The following is an 18,157-nucleotide window of genomic DNA, read 5'->3' on the forward strand; positions in this document are numbered from 1 at the left end:
GGCGGGGAGTCCGCCGGTGGCGAGAGCGGCCTTGCAGGCGCCGATCAGGCCGTCGAGCAACCGCTGCGGGCGGGACCGGAGATCCAGCCGCTCGTTGGACACTCCCGATTCCGCAGCGAAAACCTCCTCCGCCGAAACTGTGCAGCCTACGGCAGCATCTTTGTCGGCAGCGGCCGGGGTGGTCCCGCTGGCATCCACCGCTCCGGGAACGGTCGCGGCTGTTCGGGGGTTGGTGGCGGTGTTCATGACGGTGAGGAGGTGTTCGAACTGGTCGGTGGTCGCGAAGATTTCCAGGTGCTGGAGACCGTGCCGGGGTCGGCGGATGAACGCGCCCTGGAGTTGGCGGAGGAGCTCCTCGGAGGGTTCGGCACCGTCCTGGTCCAGGCCGTCGACCCAGCGGCGGGCGACCCGGGTCAGGAAGTCCGGGTCATGAACCGCCGCGACCGTGGTCAGGACTTCTTCCATCCGGGTCACGGTGGCCGTGTCGGTCAGGAGTCGGACCCGGTCCAGTGCCTGGGTGATGATGGTCGCGGACCGGGACGGGACCTCCCCTCCCGCGAACGCCGCGGCGAGTTCCTCATGAACGGCCGGGATCGGCTGGCCGGACAACCCAACACGGGGCAGGACTTCCCCGGCAAGGCAGAGGCGGCGGTGGGCTTCGGCGGCGCTGATCCGCAAGCGGTCCCGCAGGAAGTCCGTGGTCCGCCGGTACCCGTCACCCTCCGGCCCGCAGGTGATGGCTTCCGGGGCGGCACCTGGTCCGCCGGCCTCGTCCTCACCGGTCAGCCCCGCGCCGCCGCGCGTGGATGCTGCCGATATCGCCGCTTGGGTGCGCGTCCGGTCGACAGCGCCCGCCGCAACAACCTGGAGGAACTCCACGGCCCGGGCGAGCTCCTCCACATCCCCGGCGAAAGCCGCCGCCTCAGTGAAACCCAGCACCCCAGCGTCGTCGACCGCAGACGTGCAGAACTCCCGCAGCGAAGCAGCGATATCCCCCAACGCAATACCGCCGCACCCGCCAGCGACCGGTCCGGGGACCGGAAGAAACGAAACCGCAGCCGTTGCGTTCATGGGTTAATCCTGCCGCCGACCACTGACAATCAAGCCCGCGCAGGCAGGACGCATGCCCCAGTCACCGACCGGCCAGTGAGCCGGTAGATACGAAACCGCAGCCGTTGCGTCCATGACTCGACTATCCCGCCGACCACTGACAATTAACCTCGCCCAGGCGGGCCGCATGCGCCCGTCACCGACCGGCCAGTGAGCCGGTAGATACGAAAGCGCAGCCAGTGCGTCCATGACCCAATACTCTCGCCGGCCTCTGACAATTAAGCCCGCCCGCCAACCGGGGCAGCCAAGGCTGCCCACAACAACGCCCGCCAACCAAAAACCAGCACCAGCCCCGGAACCGCATAGATTGGTCCGGTGGAGAACGAAGAGGTCCTGGACGGCGGCAACTCGAGCGTCGTGGTGCGCGTGGGGGACACCGTCCGCCGCAACACCGGTCCATGGACACCCGCGGTACATGACTTCCTCCACGCCCTCCACGCCGGCGGCGTCACCAACGTCCCGGAAGCGCTCGGCCTCGACGAGCAGGGCCGCGAGATCCTCACTTTCGTGCCGGGCGACGTCGTCCGCTACCCACTCCCCGCCTGGATCTGGCACCCGGACATCCTCCGCGACGCCGCCACCATGCTGCGGAAAATCCACGACGCCGGAGCCCACCTCGCGGACACAAGCCGGCCCTGGCTTTTGGCCACCCACGAACCGGCAGAGGTGGTCTGCGCCAACGACTTCGCCCCCTACAACATGGTCTTCCGGGACCGGAAACTCGCCGGGGCTTTCGACTTCGACGCCGCCTCTCCCGGTCCCCGCATCTGGGACGTCGCCTACCTGGCCTATCAGCTGGTGCCCTTGATCGAGGGGACCGGTTCCGGGGAACCCGCGGAGGAGGAAAAGCAGGCCCGGCTGGACGACCTCATCGAGGCCTACGGCCAGCCCTTCGCCCACACCGACATTTTTGAGACTCTCGGCCGGCGGCTGCTGGAACTCGCGGAGTACTCCGACCAGCGCGCCGTCGAGACCGGACGCACGGAACTGCACGAGCATGCCGCGGGCTACCGCCGGGACAGCGCCCGGATGATCGCCCGCGCACAGGCGTCGGATGTGGCTGATCTCACGCCCTGAGGCGGGAAGCGGCCGCTGAAGGCGCCGGTTAATTCCTAAGACAGCAGCGCTCCCAATGCACGGACAACGCGCGGAAATCCACGGACAACGCACGGACCGGGCCGGGAAGCAGCAACGCAGACCAGGGAAAAGAGACGCACATGACCATCGCCCACGAAGAAGCAGTAATCGACGCCGAGGCGGTAGACGCCATCTTCGCCCAGGCACGCACCGCTAACGCCTTCACCGGCGAGGTCACCGACGAGCAGGCCCGCGCCATTTACGAACTGACCAAGTTCGGCCCCACCGCCTTCAACTCCCAGCCGCTGCGCATCACCTACGTCCGCTCGGACGAGGCCCGCGCCACGCTAGTGGACGCCCTGTCCGCCGGTAACCGCGCCAAGACCGCCTCCGCTCCGCTGGTCGCCACCCTCAGCACCGACACCGCTTGGCACGAACAGTGGGACGCCTTCCTCCCCGGTTACAACGCCCCGAAGGCCATGTACGACGCCTCCCCGGACCTCGCCGCCGCCACGGGCAACAACAACGCCCACCTGCAGGCCGGTTACTTCATCCTCGCCGTCCGCTCCCTCGGCTTCTCCGCGGGCCCCATGACCGGCGCCGACTTCGCCGCGATTGACGCCTCGTTCTTCCCCGACGGCAGCCAGAAGAGCTTCATGGTGGTCAACATCGGCCGTCCCGCCGAAAACGCCTGGGGCGCCCCGAAGCCGAAGTTCGCCTACGAGGACGTCGTCCGCACCGTCTAGCTCGGTGGCAGACTGGGCCCATGCGGAACCTGGTGGCCGTCGCCTTCGTAGAACCCGTCAGCGCGGGGCAGGTCTTCGCCCGCGACGCGTGGCCCCTGCACATCACACTGGTGCGCTTCGACGTCGCGGACCCGCCTGCGGAGGCAAAGGACGACGACGGCGGGTACCGGGCCCCGGCGTCGGGCGCAGCGCCCTCGGCGTCATCGCCCGTAAATCCGGAGACCGGTCCAACGGAAGCCGGTCCGTCGGAGACTGGCCCGCAGGAGACTGGCCCGCAGGAGACCGACCCGTTGGCGGACGAGGTCGCCCGGCGGATGGACCCGGTGGTGCGCGCCGCGCTCGGTGAGGTCCTCACGGCCGGGGAACCGGCCAACTTCGGCCGTAACGGCTCCATCCCGGTCACCCTGATCGAACCCAACGAGCGCCTGCAGCAGCTGCACGAAGGGCTGCTCGACATCGTCGAATCGCTGCACGGGCGGGTCGCCACCGGTGCCTACACCCGGTCCGGCTACCGCCCCCACGTCTCCCACCAGGGCGCCAAACTGCTGAAGACCGGTGACCGGCTGGTCCTCGACCGGGTCGCACTGGTGGACATGGCACCGGGCGGAACCCACAGTTCCCGCAAGGTCCTGACGCTGTGGGATGCCACATTGTGAATGAAGCTCTTCATTTGTATCCCGTGGTGCCATACTGGGGGCACATGGGGAGTCTGACACCGCTGAAATGGGGTCACCGGGTGCTGGCGGGAGAAAAAGCGGATGGTGCTTGATACGTCGACCCTGCGAGTTTCCTTGGCCGTCGTCACGCTGACGCTGCTCTTCCTCTTCTTCTTCATCACATACCGCAAAACCCGCTCGGCCTACAGCGCATGGTGGTGTTCCGCGCTGCTGCTGTTCCTCACCGGCTCCGCCTCCTATCTGCTGGACGGAACCGTGCATCAGGAATGGGCGAACCCGCTTGGGAACACCCTGCTGGTCGGCGGCGCCGGGGCCATGTGGGCGGGGGCCCGCTCGCTGCGCTCCACCAGTCCAAAGATCTGGTACCTGATCGCAGGTCCGGTTCTCACCGGTATCGTCTCCGTCCTCGACAACCCGGCCACGAATAACTGGTCCGGTGGCCCGGTGCTCCTCGGCCTCATGGCCCTCATGCTGGGGCTTTCCTCGCGCGAGCTCTTCCTCCTCGAGGTCGATTACTCCCGCGTCCACAGGCCGCTCGCCTATGGCTCCGCCCTGCTGACCATCTTCTACGTCGGCCGCCTGGTGGTATTCCTGCTACAGGGGCCGAACAGCCCGGTCTTCGAAACGTACTTCGGCTCGGTGGTGACCACCATCCTGACCACGATGGTTCTGGTGGTGGCCTCCTTCACCATGGTGGAGCTAAGCAACGAGCAGCTGACCCGTGACCTCCGGTCCCGGGCGACGATGGACGGCCTGACCGGGCTGCTGAACCGGACCGCGTTCATGGACCTCGCGGCCGAGGAACTTCGCCGGCTCAGCAACGCCCGGACGCCTGCAGCCCTGGTGCTCGCCGACCTTGACCACTTTAAGACTGTCAATGACCGGTACGGCCACGCCGCCGGCGACGTGGCGCTGCAGGCATTCGCGGAGGCGTGTACCGAATCGGTCCGCTCCACCGACCTGGTGGGCCGCTACGGCGGCGAGGAGTTCATCATGCTCCTGCCCGGCGTGAGCCCCGAGCGCGCCGAAGACATGACCGCTACCATCAGCAGGCGGCTGCAGGAAAAGCAGCCCCAGGTTGAGGCCAAGCTTCCCACCGTCAGCTATGGGATTACCGCCACAGGGGCGGGCCGGGCGGACCTGAAGGCCTTGGTGGAGTGCGCCGACGCTGCCCTCTACCGGGCCAAGACCCAGGGCCGCGACCAGTCTGTGCTGGCGGCCAGCCTCGGCGAGGAAGAGACCGCCGGCACCGTCTGAGCCGGCCGGGTCAGGAAACCGGGGCGCCGCAGCGCCCCGAGCGTCCGCCGAAGCGGACGCGCACGCCAGGCCCGGGGCGCCGCAGCGCCCCGGGGAACGGGTCAGGAGATGACCGAGTCCACCAGCGCCTTCGCCTCGGCCTGGACCTGCTTGAGGTGTTCCTCGCCCTTGAAGGACTCGGCGTAGATCTTGTACACGTCCTCGGTACCCGACGGGCGGGCCGCGAACCAGGCGTTCTCGGTGACCACTTTGAGCCCGCCGATGGCCGCACCGTTGCCGGGAGCCTCGGTCAGCTTGGCGGTGATCGTCTCGCCGGCCAGTTCCGTCGCGCTGACGTCCGAGGAGGAGAGCTTGCCCAGCGCGGCCTTCTGCTCGCGGGTCGCGGCCGCGTCGATCCGGGCGTAGACGGGGTCACCGAACTGGTCGGTCAGACCTTTGTACAGCTCCGACGGCGAGCTGCCCGTGACGGCGGTGATCTCGGAGGCCAGCAGGGCCAGCAGGATGCCGTCCTTGTCGGTGGTCCAGACGCTGCCGTCCATTTTGTTGAAGGAGGCACCGGCGGATTCCTCGCCGCCGAAGGCACCCTCGCCGGAGAGCAGTCCGGGGACGAACCACTTGAAGCCCACCGGTACCTCCACGAGCTTCCGGCCCAGGCTTTCGGCGACCCGGTCGATGATCGAGGAGGAGACGAGGGTCTTGCCGATCACGGACTGGGGGTTCCAGCCGGTGCGGTGCCGGTACAGGTAGTCGATGGCGACGGCGAGGTAGTGGTTGGGGTTCATCAGCCCACCCCGGCCGTTGACGACGGGCGTCACGATGCCGTGGCGGTCGGCGTCGGCGTCGTTGCCCGTGGCGATGTCGAAGGGGGCGGCGCCGTCCGCGCCCGCTCCCATCCGCTGGATCAGGGACGCCATGGCGGCGGGGGAGGAGCAGTCCATCCGGATCTTCTCGTCCCAGTCGAGGGTCATGAAGGCCCACTGCGGATCCACGGTGGGGTTCACCACGGTGAGGTTCAGGTGGTGGCGTTCGCCGATCTCGCCCCAGTAGTCCACGGAGGCGCCGCCCATCGGGTCCGCGCCGATCCGAACGCCGGCGTCGCGGATGGCGTTCAGGTCCAGGACGGAGGGCAGGTCGTCGACATAGCTGGAGAGGAAGTCGAACTTGCCGGTGGTGCCGGCGGCCATCGCCTCGGCGATCGGAACCCGCTTGACGCCGCGGAGGCCGTTTTCGAGCAGCTCGTTGGCGCGGTTGGCGATCCAGCCGGTCGCGTCGGTGTCCGCCGGGCCGCCGTGCGGGGGGTTGTACTTGAAGCCGCCGTCGCCGGGCGGGTTGTGGCTGGGGGTTACCACGATGCCGTCTGCCTGCGGGGCGCCGGCCGCGGCCTTGTTGTTGTGCGTCAGGATCGCGTGGCTGAGGGCCGGCGTGGGCGTGTAGCCGTGGCGGGCATCGATCAGCACGTGCACGCCGTTGGCGGCAAGGACCTCCAGCGCGGAATTCTGGGCCGGCTCGCTCAGGGCGTGCGTGTCCTTGGCCAGGTAGAGCGGGCCGGTAATGCCCTGCCCGGCGCGGTATTCCACGATTGCCTGCGTGATGGCGAGGATGTGCGGCTCGTTGAACGAGGCCTTGAGGCTGGAGCCCCGGTGGCCGGAGGTGCCGAACACCACCCGCTGCCCGGGGTCTTCGAGGTTCGGCGCGACGTCGTAGTACGCGTCGAGGAGCGCTGTGAGGTCAACAAGGTCCTGGGGTTGGGCAACTGTGCCCGCGCGGCTAGCCATGGCTCCAGCATGCCAGAACCGTGGGCCCGGTGGCACGGTTTGGTCGCAATGCGGCCGCGGGTGACGGCGGAAACGGCGGCGGGAGGGCGGCGGGAACGGCTGCCGCCCGGGCCGGCATCGCGGCGGTACGCTGGACGAACACACGTCAACAAGGGGAGTGCCATGACCGAGCAGACCGGGCAAGGGTACGACGGCGGCTACCGCGGTCAGGTGCCGCCGATGCCACCGTCCGCGCCCCACCAGGGAGGCCTCGCCGGCGGTTACGGCCCTGCCGGCTCGGGTATGGGCGGCCCCGGCGCCTACGGACCCCCGGACTACCGGGGAGGCGTCCGGCAGCAGCCTCCCGCCGTCGACGCCTACGGCCAGCCGCTCTACTACCCGGTGCCCGCGGCCCCGAAGGGCCTCAGCATCGCCAGCCTCTGCTGCGGCATCGCGGCCTTCCTGGGCCTGGGATTCTTCCTGCTCCCGCAGCTCGCCGCCGTGCTGCTGGGGCACCTGGCCCTGCTCCGCGAACCGGGCGGCCGCGGCCTGGCCATCGCCGGACTGGTCCTCGGCTACATCGCGATGGCCATCACGCTGCTGGTGGTCATCGTCCTGGGCGTCGCCTTCTCCAACGCGGAGTTCGTCACCCGCTAAGGGCCTCCAGCAGCCGCCCGGCGTTGGCCTCCAGCCAGTCGCGCCGGCGCAGGATCAGTCCGCCCACGCCCTCATCCCACATCCTGGCCCAGCCGCCGCCGAGCGTCCGGGCCCGCTCCTGCATCCGGCCGTAGCTCAGCTCCGCCGCCTCGATGCCCAGGGCGGGCACCCGGCGTCGTTCTTCCGGGGTCCAGCCGTAGGCGTCGGCGAAGACGCGGAGCCGGTGGAAGGGGTCCGTGCCGGCCCAGCCGGGCCAGACGTCCTCCGGGGCCAGCAACGGCACCCAGTGCATTGCCGCGTTGTACGAATCACGCAGGGCAGTGGTGGGACCGGCAAGGTCGAAGTCCACCAGCCCCGCGGCCAGGCCGTCCCGGACCACTACGTTCTGCGGCGTCACGTCCAGGTGGCACACGAGGACCGGGCCGTCGGAGGCTGTGGCGCCGGAATCAGGAACAGGGAACGGCCGGTCCGGGAACGGGTGGGCGTCCGGGACGAAGCCGGCGGAGGCCCAGTGCAGCCGGCGGACCAGCCGGGCTACGGAGGCCAGCAGCTCCTCGGACTGCACCCAGGGTTCCGGCTCGGCCCCGGCGCACGACCCCGGCAGGTAGGTCAGCACGTCCCGGCCCTGAGCGTCGCGGCCCAGGAACCGGGGCGAGCCGTCGAACCCGGCGTCCTCCAGCCAGTCCAGGTACGCCGCGACGGCGAGGCTCTGGGGCTGGTGCGGCCGGCGGATGGTCCCGCCGACCCGCACCACGCCCTCAGTAACATCGCCCGCCGGCATGAGTTCGACGTCGGACGCCTCGCCGGGAGCGGGGACGTAGACGCGCGCCTCAACCGGCGGGCGATGCGGGGTGCTCATTCGGCCTAGCGTACGCCGCCCATGAGCTTCTTGATGGCCGGGGATGCGGCCGCGAGGCCGACCGCCAGGACCATCGCGGTGCCGCCGACGCCGATGAAGTACGGCAGCTCATCGTCAGGGTTGTAGAGGCCCGAGAGGATGCCGGCCAGCGTGGTTCCGAGCGACACCGACAGGAAGAACAGCGCCACCATCTGGGTGTGGAACGCCTGCGGGGCCAGCTTGGTGGTCACGGACAGGCCGATCGGGGAGAGGAACAGCTCCGCGAGGGTGAACAGGAACAGGATCCCGATCAGCGCCAGCAGCGGGGTCTTGCCGCCGCCGGCCAGCGGAATGAACGCCAGGAACGCCAGGCCCATCACGAACAGGCCGATGGAGAACTTCAGCGCCGAGCCGGGCTGCTTGCGGCCCAGCCGGGTCCACAGCGCGGCCATGACGCCGGCGAAGATGATGATGAACACCGGGTTGATCGACTGGACCCAGGCGGCGGGCATTTCCCAGCCGAAGAGGTTCCGGTCCAGCTTCTCCTCCGAGTACACGGCGATGAAGGTGAACTGCTGCTGGAAGAGGGCCCAGAACGCGGCCGAGGCGATGTACAGGGGGATGAACGCGGTCACGCGGCCGCGCTCCAGCGTGGTGACCTTCTTGCTGCTGTAGATCAGCACGAAGTACAGCACCGAGGCGCCGATCGCGGCGTAGGCCATGGACATGGCCAGGTTATTGGCGTTGACCGCGCCCGTGCCCAGCAGCAGGGCGATGACGACGACGATCGCCGCGAAGATCAGGCCGTAGCGGGTGCGCTGGGTGGCCGGCAGCGGGTTGGGGACGCGGTGCGCCTCGGCCGGGAGCTTACCGCGGCCCATGGCGTAGATGCCCAGGCCGATCGCCATGCCGATGGCGGCCGCGCCGAAGCCCCAGTGGAAGCCCTGGCTTTCCTGCAGCCAGCCGGTCACCAGCGGGCCGATCAGGCCGCCGGTGTTGATGCCCATGTAGAAGATGGAGAAGCCGGCGTCGCGGCGTTCGTCCTTTTCCCGGTACAGGCTTCCCACCAGCGCGGTGGCGTTGGCCTTCAGGCCACCGGAGCCGATGCCAACGAGCACCAGGCCGGTGATCAGGCCGGGGATGCCCGGGATCAGCGCCAGGCCGATGTGGCCGGCCATGATCATGATCGCGGAACCGAAGAGGACCCGCTCGGAGCCGAAGAGCCGGTCGGCGAGCCAGGCGCCGAGGATGGTGGAGAGGTAGACGCCGCCGCCGTACGCGCCGACCAGGCTGGCGGCGAGGGCCTTGTCGATCTCGAGGCCGCCCTGGGTGGCCGAGAAGTACATGTAGTACAGGAGGATGCCCTGCATTCCGTAGAAGGAGAATCGCTCCCACATTTCTACGGAGAAGAGGCTGGCCAGCATTTTCGGGTGGCCAAAGAATGAGGTGTCGCCCGGCGTAGTCGCGGGGGGATCAGCTAAATGAGTTGTGCTCATTTACTTAATGCTGACACCGGAGCTCGGGATTGTCACATTCGGAACGGCCCCGGCGCAAGTCAATACCGGGGTGTTTCGCGATGTTTCCGCACGTGGATCCGCTAGTCGGCGTCGAACAGGATGACCTGCCGAACGGCCTTCCCGTCGGCCAGCTGGTCCATGGCCTCGTTGATCCCGGACAGGCTGATCCGCGAGGTGATGAGCTCCTCCACCGGCAGCTTGCCCTCCCGCCAGAGCCGGGCGTAGGTGGGGATGTCGCGGGCCGGGACCGCGGAGCCGAGGTAGCTGCCCACGATGGTCCGGGCCTCCGCCGTGATGGTCAGCGGGGAGAGGTGCGCGAGAGCGTCCGGGGCGGGCAGGCCGGCCGTGACGGTGGTGCCGCCGACGGCGGTGGCCGCGAACGCGGTCTCGAAGGCGCGCGCGCTGCCGGCGCACTCGATGACGAAGCGCGCCTTCACGCCCAACTCGGACAGTTCCTGCGGGGCGTACGCCTCGTGGGCTCCGAGGCGACGGGCGTGTTCCAGCTTCTCCGGGAGCGTATCAACGGCGATGATGCGGGAGATCCCCTGGGACACGGCGGTGATCAACGCGGCCATGCCGACGCCGCCCAGGCCCACGATCATCACGCTGTCCTCGGGGCGCGGTTGCGCGGCGTTAAGGACGGCCCCGCCGCCCGTGAGGACGGCGCAGCCGAGGACAGCGGCGATGTCGGCGGGAATGTCGTCGTCCACGGGGACGGCGGAGGCGCGGTCGACCACGGCGTGGCTGGCGAAGCCGGAGACGCCGAGGTGGTGGTGGACGGGTTGGCCGTCCCGGCTCAGGTGTCGGCTGCCGTGCAGCAGGGTGCCCTCGTTGTTGCTCTTGGAGCCGGCGGTGCAGGGGAGTCGGCCGTCGGCGGCGCAGTTTTCGCACTGTTCGCAGCGGGGCAAGAAGGACATCACCACACGCTGGCCGGGCGCCAGGTCCGTGACCTCGGCGCCGACCTCGACCACCCGGCCGGCCGCCTCGTGGCCGAGGAGCATCGGGACGGGCCGGACGCGGTTCCCGTCCACGACGCTGAGGTCCGAGTGGCAAATGCCCGCGGCCTCGAGCTTGACCAGGATTTCGGTGGGGCCGGGGCCGGTAAGTTCCAGGTCCGCGATGCTGATGGGTTTGGACTCCGCGAACGGCCGGGACCGGCCGATCTCCTCAAGCACTGCTCCGGTGATCTTCATCGATCCCTCTTCCGTCCTCGGGGCCGCCAGTGGCCGTGTCCGCTCCAGTAAACCGCAGGCGGGGGCGGCCGGGAAATCCGCGTCGCCGGCCCGGTGGTTCAGAAAGCCGGCGTCAGTAGCCCAGTTGCGCCGCGACCTGCAGGAGCAGGGCCTCCGAACCCATCGGCCCGACCAGCTGGATGCCCATCGGCAACCCTTCGCCCGGCCGCCCGCCGGTCCAGTGCACAGGGATGCTGATGGCAGGGAGCCCGCAGACGTTGATCATGGAGGACCAGGGCGCGAACTGGCACTGCCGGCGGTAGTCCTCGTCGGCGTCGCCGGCCCACTCCGCGGCGGGCCAGTACCCGTCGCCGTGCACGGCCCCGGTGAACCAGCCCACCGGGCGCGGGGTCTGCGCCAGCGCGGGCATCAGCATCAGGTCCCACGCCCCGTACTGGGCCAGGGTGTCCCGCTGGAAGGTCCGCAGGAAAGACAGGGCCTCCTCCAGCTTGGCCGCGCTCCGCTGCTGCGCGCGGCGCCGGAACGTCCGGGTCAGCGGGGTCAGCAGCGGTTCGCGCTGCGGCGGGATCCGGGCGCTTCCGACGCCGGCCGTCCAGGCGGTAGTGAACGCCGCCGGATACCGGTTGTCGTACCGGATGGACGCCTCGCCGGTCCGGTGCCCGGCCCGCTCCAGCAGGTCGATTCCCGCGGCCAGCGCGGCCAGGGCCTCGGGCTCGGGGGCGATCGGGTAGGCGGCCTGCCACGGGCTGTCCAGGCTGACGCCGATCCGGAGCGGGGGAGGGGCCTGCCCGGTGCGCTCCAGATACCCGGGCCGGCCAGGCTCGGGCGGTGCGAGGGCGTCCAGCAGGAGCGCGGCGTCGGCGGCGGAGCGCGACAGCGGCCCGGCCACCACCAGCCCGGCCCGGTCGCCGGGGCTCTCCCCGGCGGGCACCAGCCCGCGGCCGGGCTTGAGCCCCACCAAGCCGCAGGCCGACGCCGGGATGCGGATGGAGCCGCCGCCGTCGGAGCCCGGCGCAAACGGCAGCAGCCCCGCCGCCACGGCCGCCGCGCTGCCGCCGGAGGAACCGCCGGAGCTGCGGCTCAAGGAATACGGATTACGGGAGGGCGGGGCGATCCGGTTCTCGCTGTACGCGGTCAGCCCAAACTCCGGAACCTGCGTCTTGCCGAGGGACACGACGCCCGCGCCCTTCAACGCCGCGGCCAGTGCACCGTCCTCCAGCGCCGGCCGGGCCTCCAGCGCCGCGCTGCCGTGGCTGGTGGGGACCCCTGAGACGTCGGTCAGGTCCTTGAACGCGACCGGCATGCCGTGCAGCGGCGGCAGCGAGTCCACGGCGCCGGCCTTGGAGGCCCGGTGGAACGCCGCGTCGGCGTCGTCGGCGTCCCTGGCGGCCTGCTCCTCCGTGACGGTGATGAAGGCGCCCAGCCGCGGATTCTGCTCCCCGATCCGGGCGAGAAAATGCGCCGCTGCCTCGCGGGCTGACAGCGCGCCGGCGCGGAGGGCGTCCCGCAGCGCCACGGCGGACAGTTCGTGGATCTCAGCCAAGGTTCGCTGCCATCGGTCTCCCTACGTCGTCCCAGAAGCGTAACCTGACGCGCCGGACGCGGGAGGGCGCGGGGCTGGCGATACGCTGGAGGCACACCTGGTACTGCGGAGAGGACTGCCATGAGTGACATCGATACCGTGACCGTTTCCGACATCCCCGAGTCGGCGAAGATACTGGACGTCCGCGAAGACTACGAATGGGCCGCCGGCCACGCCGAGCGCGCGCTGCACATCCCGCTCGACCAGCTGCCCGGCCGCATCGACGAGCTGGACCCGGACGAGGACCTCTACGTCATCTGCCGAACCGGCGGCCGATCCTTCCGCGCCGCCCAGTGGCTGGTGGGCCAGGGCTACTCGGCCCTGAACGTCGCCGGCGGCATGGACCAGTGGCTGGAGACCGGCCTGCCGCTGGTGTCCGACAACGGCCTCAAGCCCGTCATCCTCTAACCCCAAGGGACCCCATGCCTGCCGCACCGCTCACGTACACGTTCCTGGGACCGGAGGGAACCTTCACCGAGGCGGCCCTGCTGCAGGTTCCCGGCGCCGCGGAGGCCATCCGCATCCCGGCGTCGAACGTCAACACCGCCCTGGACAAGGTCCGTGCCGGCGAGGCGGACGCGGCCATGGTGCCGATCGAGAACTCGGTGGAGGGCGGCGTGACCGCCACCCTGGATGCCATCGCTACCGGCCCCGAACTGCGGATCCTCCGCGAGGCGCTGGTACCGATCACCTTCGTGCTGGTCGCCCGGCCGGGGGTGCGGCTCGAAGACGTCCGCCGGGTCTCCACCCACGGCCATGCCTGGGCGCAGTGCCGGCTCTGGGTGGATGCTCATATTCCCCATGCGGAATACATCCCGGGGTCCTCGACGGCGGCCGCCGCCATGGGACTGCTCGACGGCGCCCCCTACGACGCCGCCATCTGCGCGCCGATCGTCGCGGCGGAACAGCCCGGCCTGCAGGTCCTGGCGGAGAACATTGGCGACAACCCCGGTGCCGTCACCCGGTTCGTGCTGGTGGGACGTCCCGGTGAGCTGCCGGCGGCCACCGGTTCGGATAAGACCACCGTGGTGGTGCCGCTCCCGGAGGACCGGCCCGGCGCGCTGATGGAGATCCTGGACCAGTTCGCCACCCGCGGGGTCAACCTGAGCCGGATCGAGTCCCGCCCCACCGGGCAGTATCTGGGGCACTACTTCTTCAGTATTGACGCTGACGGCCACCTCCTCGACGCCCGGGTGGCCGACGCCCTCGCCGGACTGCACCGGATCAGCCCGGCCACCCGGTTCCTCGGCTCCTACGGCCGCGCGGACGGCCAGCGCACCGAGGTCCAGCCGCACACCTCGGACCAGGCGTTCCACGCGGCGCATGCCTGGGTGGAGGCCCTCCGGTCCGGCACCGGCCCGGATTCCGACGGGTTAACCCTGCCCGCCGGATAGCGCTCCCGGCATTCGCCCAAAGCGTAGACAAATGCCCCATCCTGCACTTTCGCCCCTCGTAAACGGGCGTATGCTGGCGGGAACCAAACCGGGATAGACCTCGACTGGAGGGAGCAGGGCATGTCAACGACGAGCAATGACAACGATGGCCAGGGGATGATCGTCAATCCCAAGCCGACGGCGGAAAACCAGGACTGGGACGGTGACGACGCAGACCGCGCGGACCGCCTGCGCTTCGAAGAGGAGCAGGCCATGATCCGCGAACAGAGCGAGGCGCGCGCCGCCAAGGCCGCCGAGGACGCGAAGAAGGCCGAAGAGGCCGGCAAGGAAGCCAGCTAGGCTAGACGGCTTCGTCTTCCCGGACCCGCACCAGCAGGGACCGGGGGGCGATCTGGACGGTGACCTTCGTGGCCTCGCCCGAGGGGTCACCGTCCACCTGCGTCGGCATCGGCTCGGCGCAGGTGATGACAACCTTGCCCGAGCGGTAGTAGGTCATCACGGGCAGGTTCCGCTTGTGCTTGAGCACGATCTTCCAATACATCGCCAGCCAGCCGATCGCGCTGCGCGGGCTCATCACCACCACGTCCAGCATCCCGTCGTCGATCATTGCCTGCGGAATGAAGTCGATGCCACCGGGAATCAGCCCGCAGTTGGCGAACAGGACGCTGCGGATCTTGCGTGACTGCTCCGGCTCGTCGTCCAGGGAGATGGACACCCGCTTCCGCCGGCCCGGCAGGTGCCGCACCCCGGCCTCGGTGTAGGCCAGCCAGCCCACCGCCTTCTTCAGGCCGTCGCTGGTGTCGCTAACTACCTCTGCGTCCATCCCGATCCCGGCGATCACCAGGAAGGCGTGCTCCGACGACTGGCCGGTGACGCCGTTGGCCACCGTCATCCGGGCGGTGTCGATGAAGCGCTGGTGACCGAAGAGGGCGGTCTCCACGCAGGAATGCAGGTTCCCGATGTCCAGGTGGATGTTGCGGGCCAACAGGTTTCCGGTGCCCAGCGGCAGCAGCCCCATGGCGATGTCCGAGTGGGCCAGGACGTCGGCGACCACCCGCACGGTGCCGTCCCCGCCGCCCACCAGGACGACGTCGGCGCCGGATGCGACGGCGGCCCGCGCCTGCGAGAAGCCGGGATCCTCCGCCGTGGTCTCGAAGAAGAGCGGGGCCTCCCAGCCGGCCGCCAGGCACGCCCCTTCCACCAGGGCACGCGCCTCGGCCGCGCGGGCCTTGATGGGGTTCAGCACCACCGCGACCTTCTGCCGCTCCAGGCCCGGATGGTGGGTCTCCTCCCAGACGGCGCTGCGCGTGTGTTTGGCCTTGAGTCGGCGCACGCCCCACCAGCTGGAGACGGCAAAGGCCAGGGCTCCAGCGATGACGAGGTAGAGCAGCCAGTCGCGCATGGTGCTCCAACACTAACCCGGGCCCGCCCCGCGGCCGGACTGCCCGGCGTCCCCGTGCGGATTCGATACTCTTGTCTGGTGATCGAAGTAAAAGACCTCAGCGAAAATCCGGACAAGTTCCGCGCCAGCCAGCGCGCCCGCGGCGCCGACGAATCCGTGGTGGACGCGATCATCGCCGCGGACGCGTCCCGGCGGGCGGCCCTGATCCGCTACGAGAACCTCCGCGCCGAGCAGAACGCCTTCGGCAAGAAGGTGGCGCAGGCCAAGGGCGAGGAGAAGCAGGCCCTGCTGGCCGAGGTCAAGGTCCTTGCCGCGTCGGTCAAGGAAGCGTCCGCCGAGGCCGACGCCGCCCAGACCGCCCAGGAGGAGCTGCTGCGCGGCATTCCCAACCTGGTCGAGGACGGCGTCCCGGAGGGCGGCGAGGACGACTACGTCGTAGTCAAGACCGTCGGCACCCCGCGCGAGTTCCCCGATTTCGAGCCGAAGGACCACCTGGAAATCGGTGAGCTGATCGGCGCCATCGACATGGAACGCGGCGCCAAGGTCTCCGGCTCCCGCTTCTACTTCCTCCGCGGCGTCGGCGCCCGGCTCGAGATGGCGCTGCTGCAGATGGCCATGGAACAGGCCATCGACGCCGGCTTCGTCCCGATGATCACCCCCACCCTGGTCCGTCCCGAGACCATGCAGGGCACTGGCTTCGACGTCAAGCACGACGCCGAGATCTACCGCCTCGCCGAGGACGACCTCTACCTGGTGGGCACCTCCGAGGTGGCCCTCGCCGGCTACCACGCGGACGAGATCCTGGACCTCTCCGCTGGCCCCATACGCTATGCCGGCCAGAGCTCCTGCTACCGCCGCGAGGCCGGCTCGCACGGCAAAGACACCCGCGGCATCATCCGCGTGCACCAGTTCAACAAGGTGGAGATGTTCATCTACACCACGGTCGAGGAAGCCGCCGCAGAGCACGCCCGGCTGCTGGCCTGGGAAGAGGAAATGCTGGCCAAGTGCGAGCTTCCCTACCGCGTGATAGACACCGCCGCGGGCGACCTCGGAACCTCCGCGGCGCGGAAGTTCGACTGCGAGGCGTGGGTCCCCACCCAGGGCGCCTACCGCGAGCTGACCTCCACCTCCAACTGCACCACCTTCCAGGCGCGCCGGCTCAACATCCGCGAACGCGTGATCACCGAGGACGGCACCCCCAAGGGCACCCGCGCGGTCGCCACGCTCAACGGCACCCTCGCCACCACCCGCTGGATCGTGGCCATCCTGGAACACCACCAGAACCCGGACGGCTCGGTCAACGTGCCGGCCGCGCTGCAGAAGTACCTGGGCGGGATGACCGTCCTGCCCGTCCTCTGACCATTCGCTCCAGCCCCCCGCCAGCCTCCCGCCGTCGGCCCCGCCATCCAGCCACCCAAGTGTTCACGGGCGCTTCATTTCGTGCTGTGGCGCGCGTCCTAGCTGGTTGTCGGGGGTGTCTGCTCTACTTGTTGGATGACTACATTGACTGAAACCTCAGTCGCTGGCAACGACGACCAGCGCAACGCCAACGACAAAATGATGATCGCCCTCGACGTCGACGGAACCCTCGTCGACCACGACGGCCACATGTCCGTTCCCGTCCGGGAAGCCGCGCAGGCCGTGGTGGCCGCGGGGCATGAGGTGATGATCGCGACCGGCCGCTCCCTCGGCGCCACGCTGCCCATCATCGAGCACATCGGCATCGAGACCGGCTACGCCGTCTGCTCCAACGGCGGCGTCACCCTCCGCGTCGACTCCGGACTCGCCGACGGCTACGAGGTGCTGCACAGGGCCACCTTCGATCCCGGACCCGCGCTGCGGGCACTCCGGAAGCGGCTGCCCTCCGCCAAGTACGCGCTCGAGGACGCCGACGGCAACTTCCTCTCCACCGAGCGCTTCCAGGACGCCAGCTTCGGCGTCGAGGCCATCGGCGTGGACTTCCAGACCATGCTGGAGGCCACCGCCGTGCGCGTCGTGGTGTTCAGCTCGGAGAACACCCCGGAGGAATTCAACGCCGCGATCCGGCACGTCGGGCTCGCCGGTGTCACCTACTCGGTGGGCTGGACCGCCTGGCTGGACATCGCCGCGGCCGGCGTCACCAAGGCCAGCGCGCTGGAGCAGCTCCGCGGCCGGCTGAGCATCGGGGCGCACCGCACCGTGGCGGTCGGCGACGGACGGAACGACATCGAGATGCTGACCTGGGCCCGGCGCGGGGTGGCCATGGGCCAGGCTCCCGCCGAAGTCATTGCCGCCGCGGACGAGGTCACCCACTCGGTGTTCGAGGACGGCGCGGCCCACGTGCTGCGCAGTCTGCTCTAGCGCACCTCGAGGATCAGGGACAGCAACCGGGCGGCCGCAGGCCGTGCGGCGTGCTCCTCGTTCCACTGGGCCCGCGCCACTGCCTTGCTCACCGCCTGCGTGGTGATGCCGAGCTCCTCGGCCACGGCCTTCTGCTGGCCCCGGACGCCGGGAGTCAGCAGGTCCAGGACCCGCCACTCCGCCGCGCTGCGGTCGTGCACAATCTGGCCCAGCAGGCGCAGCACCGCTTCCGCCTCCGCGGCCAGCTCGGCCAGGGGGCCCTCGACGGCCACCGGGATCCGTTCCTTGCCGTTGCGCAGCCGGTCCACGGCCCGCCGGGCGTAGACCAGCCCGTGGCCGGAGGCGTCCTTGATCTGGTTGGGCAGCGGCTCATTCACGGGTCCGACGCCGATCCCGACGTACCAAGCGCCGGTGCGCAGGGCGATCAGCGCCGCGTCCACAGCCTGTCGCGGGCAATCCACGATGCCCTGGACCTCATCCTCGACGGACCGGTCGAAATCGAGGCGCGCCGGAATATGCCGCAGGTCCTTGAGGAGCTGCGGCACGCGGTCGCCGTCGTGACGGCTGTCGGTCTGATTGATCGTCAGGGTGAACATTCTGGATGCCACACTAC

General features: G+C 69.7%; 18 protein-coding genes. 10 read left to right on the forward strand and 8 right to left on the reverse strand.

The window, feature by feature from the left end:
• Nucleotides 1–939 (reverse strand): DUF222 domain-containing protein (locus tag AB0O44_RS06770; protein WP_364135841.1); only part of this gene is annotated, 939 nt, incomplete at its 3' end.
• A 486-nt stretch (nucleotides 940–1,425) separates the two neighbouring features.
• On the opposite strand from AB0O44_RS06770, the gene AB0O44_RS06775 reads away from it, so the two are divergent.
• The 4 genes from AB0O44_RS06775 to AB0O44_RS06790 all read left to right on the forward strand — a co-directional run bounded on the left by AB0O44_RS06775 (nucleotide 1,426) and on the right by AB0O44_RS06790 (nucleotide 4,867).
• Nucleotides 1,426–2,187, forward strand: coding sequence for an aminoglycoside phosphotransferase family protein (locus AB0O44_RS06775; protein ID WP_364135844.1), 762 nt, complete (start codon nucleotides 1,426–1,428; stop codon nucleotides 2,185–2,187).
• A 140-nt stretch (nucleotides 2,188–2,327) separates the two neighbouring features.
• Nucleotides 2,328–2,933: a malonic semialdehyde reductase gene (locus tag AB0O44_RS06780; protein ID WP_364135847.1), complete on the forward strand. Its 606-nt coding sequence runs from the start codon at nucleotides 2,328–2,330 to the stop codon at nucleotides 2,931–2,933.
• A 20-nt stretch (nucleotides 2,934–2,953) separates the two neighbouring features.
• Nucleotides 2,954–3,589 (forward strand): hypothetical protein, encoded by a 636-nt coding sequence (locus AB0O44_RS06785; protein ID WP_364135850.1) that lies wholly within the window; start codon nucleotides 2,954–2,956, stop codon nucleotides 3,587–3,589.
• Nucleotides 3,590–3,691: 102 nt separating this feature from the next.
• The gene (locus AB0O44_RS06790) at nucleotides 3,692–4,867 is read left to right on the forward strand and encodes a GGDEF domain-containing protein (protein WP_364135853.1); all 1,176 of its coding nucleotides are present in this window, start codon (nucleotides 3,692–3,694) and stop codon (nucleotides 4,865–4,867) included.
• Between the two features lie 101 nt (nucleotides 4,868–4,968).
• Here the strand turns inward: AB0O44_RS06790 and pgm are convergent, their stop codons facing one another.
• Entirely contained in the window at nucleotides 4,969–6,642 is a 1,674-nt protein-coding gene (pgm, locus tag AB0O44_RS06795) for a phosphoglucomutase (alpha-D-glucose-1,6-bisphosphate-dependent) (RefSeq protein ID WP_290257038.1), read from the reverse strand.
• A 162-nt stretch (nucleotides 6,643–6,804) separates the two neighbouring features.
• On the opposite strand from pgm, the gene AB0O44_RS06800 reads away from it, so the two are divergent.
• On the forward strand, nucleotides 6,805–7,278 hold the full coding sequence (locus AB0O44_RS06800; RefSeq protein ID WP_364135856.1) for a DUF4190 domain-containing protein: 474 nt from the start codon (nucleotides 6,805–6,807) through the stop codon (nucleotides 7,276–7,278).
• Here AB0O44_RS06800 and AB0O44_RS06805 read toward each other — a convergent pair.
• From AB0O44_RS06805 to AB0O44_RS06820, 4 genes are all read right to left on the reverse strand, one after another.
• Nucleotides 7,268–8,137, reverse strand: a complete 870-nt coding sequence (locus AB0O44_RS06805) for a phosphotransferase (RefSeq protein WP_364135859.1) — start codon at nucleotides 8,135–8,137, stop codon at nucleotides 7,268–7,270. The two genes, AB0O44_RS06800 and AB0O44_RS06805, sit on opposite strands and share 11 nt — an antisense overlap.
• Before the next feature lie 5 nt (nucleotides 8,138–8,142).
• A complete protein-coding gene (locus tag AB0O44_RS06810) occupies nucleotides 8,143–9,612 on the reverse strand; it encodes a peptide MFS transporter (RefSeq protein ID WP_364135862.1) in 1,470 nt (489 codons plus the stop codon).
• Between the two features lie 101 nt (nucleotides 9,613–9,713).
• Nucleotides 9,714–10,826, reverse strand: a complete 1,113-nt coding sequence (locus tag AB0O44_RS06815; protein ID WP_364135865.1) for an alcohol dehydrogenase catalytic domain-containing protein — start codon at nucleotides 10,824–10,826, stop codon at nucleotides 9,714–9,716.
• A 112-nt stretch (nucleotides 10,827–10,938) separates the two neighbouring features.
• The gene (locus AB0O44_RS06820) at nucleotides 10,939–12,369 is read right to left on the reverse strand and encodes an amidase (protein ID WP_364135868.1); all 1,431 of its coding nucleotides are present in this window, start codon (nucleotides 12,367–12,369) and stop codon (nucleotides 10,939–10,941) included.
• A 120-nt stretch (nucleotides 12,370–12,489) separates the two neighbouring features.
• On the opposite strand from AB0O44_RS06820, the gene AB0O44_RS06825 reads away from it, so the two are divergent.
• The 3 genes from AB0O44_RS06825 to AB0O44_RS06835 all read left to right on the forward strand — a co-directional run bounded on the left by AB0O44_RS06825 (nucleotide 12,490) and on the right by AB0O44_RS06835 (nucleotide 14,141).
• Nucleotides 12,490–12,816, forward strand: a complete 327-nt coding sequence (locus AB0O44_RS06825) for a rhodanese-like domain-containing protein (protein WP_290257031.1) — start codon at nucleotides 12,490–12,492, stop codon at nucleotides 12,814–12,816.
• 14 nt (nucleotides 12,817–12,830) lie between these two features.
• Nucleotides 12,831–13,802 (forward strand): prephenate dehydratase, encoded by a 972-nt coding sequence (gene pheA / locus AB0O44_RS06830; RefSeq protein WP_364135871.1) that lies wholly within the window; start codon nucleotides 12,831–12,833, stop codon nucleotides 13,800–13,802.
• A gap of 120 nt (nucleotides 13,803–13,922) precedes the next feature.
• A complete protein-coding gene (locus AB0O44_RS06835) occupies nucleotides 13,923–14,141 on the forward strand; it encodes a hypothetical protein (RefSeq protein WP_290257029.1) in 219 nt (72 codons plus the stop codon).
• A 1-nt stretch (nucleotide 14,142) separates the two neighbouring features.
• Here the strand turns inward: AB0O44_RS06835 and AB0O44_RS06840 are convergent, their stop codons facing one another.
• Entirely contained in the window at nucleotides 14,143–15,204 is a 1,062-nt protein-coding gene (locus AB0O44_RS06840) for a diacylglycerol kinase family protein (RefSeq protein WP_364135874.1), read from the reverse strand.
• Nucleotides 15,205–15,282: 78 nt separating this feature from the next.
• On the opposite strand from AB0O44_RS06840, the gene serS reads away from it, so the two are divergent.
• On the forward strand, nucleotides 15,283–16,563 hold the full coding sequence (serS, locus tag AB0O44_RS06845; protein WP_364135877.1) for a serine--tRNA ligase: 1,281 nt from the start codon (nucleotides 15,283–15,285) through the stop codon (nucleotides 16,561–16,563).
• 135 nt (nucleotides 16,564–16,698) lie between these two features.
• Entirely contained in the window at nucleotides 16,699–17,544 is an 846-nt protein-coding gene (locus tag AB0O44_RS06850; protein ID WP_290257026.1) for an HAD family hydrolase, read from the forward strand.
• Here the strand turns inward: AB0O44_RS06850 and AB0O44_RS06855 are convergent.
• Complete coding sequence (locus tag AB0O44_RS06855) at nucleotides 17,541–18,140, reverse strand: hypothetical protein (RefSeq protein ID WP_290257025.1); 600 nt, start codon at nucleotides 18,138–18,140, stop codon at nucleotides 17,541–17,543. The two genes, AB0O44_RS06850 and AB0O44_RS06855, sit on opposite strands and share 4 nt — an antisense overlap.
• Nucleotides 18,141–18,157: the final 17 nt, after the last annotated feature.

The sequence above is a fragment of the Arthrobacter sp. NPDC080082 genome, from assembly GCF_040686595.1.
GTDB lineage: Bacteria > Actinomycetota > Actinomycetes > Actinomycetales > Micrococcaceae > Arthrobacter.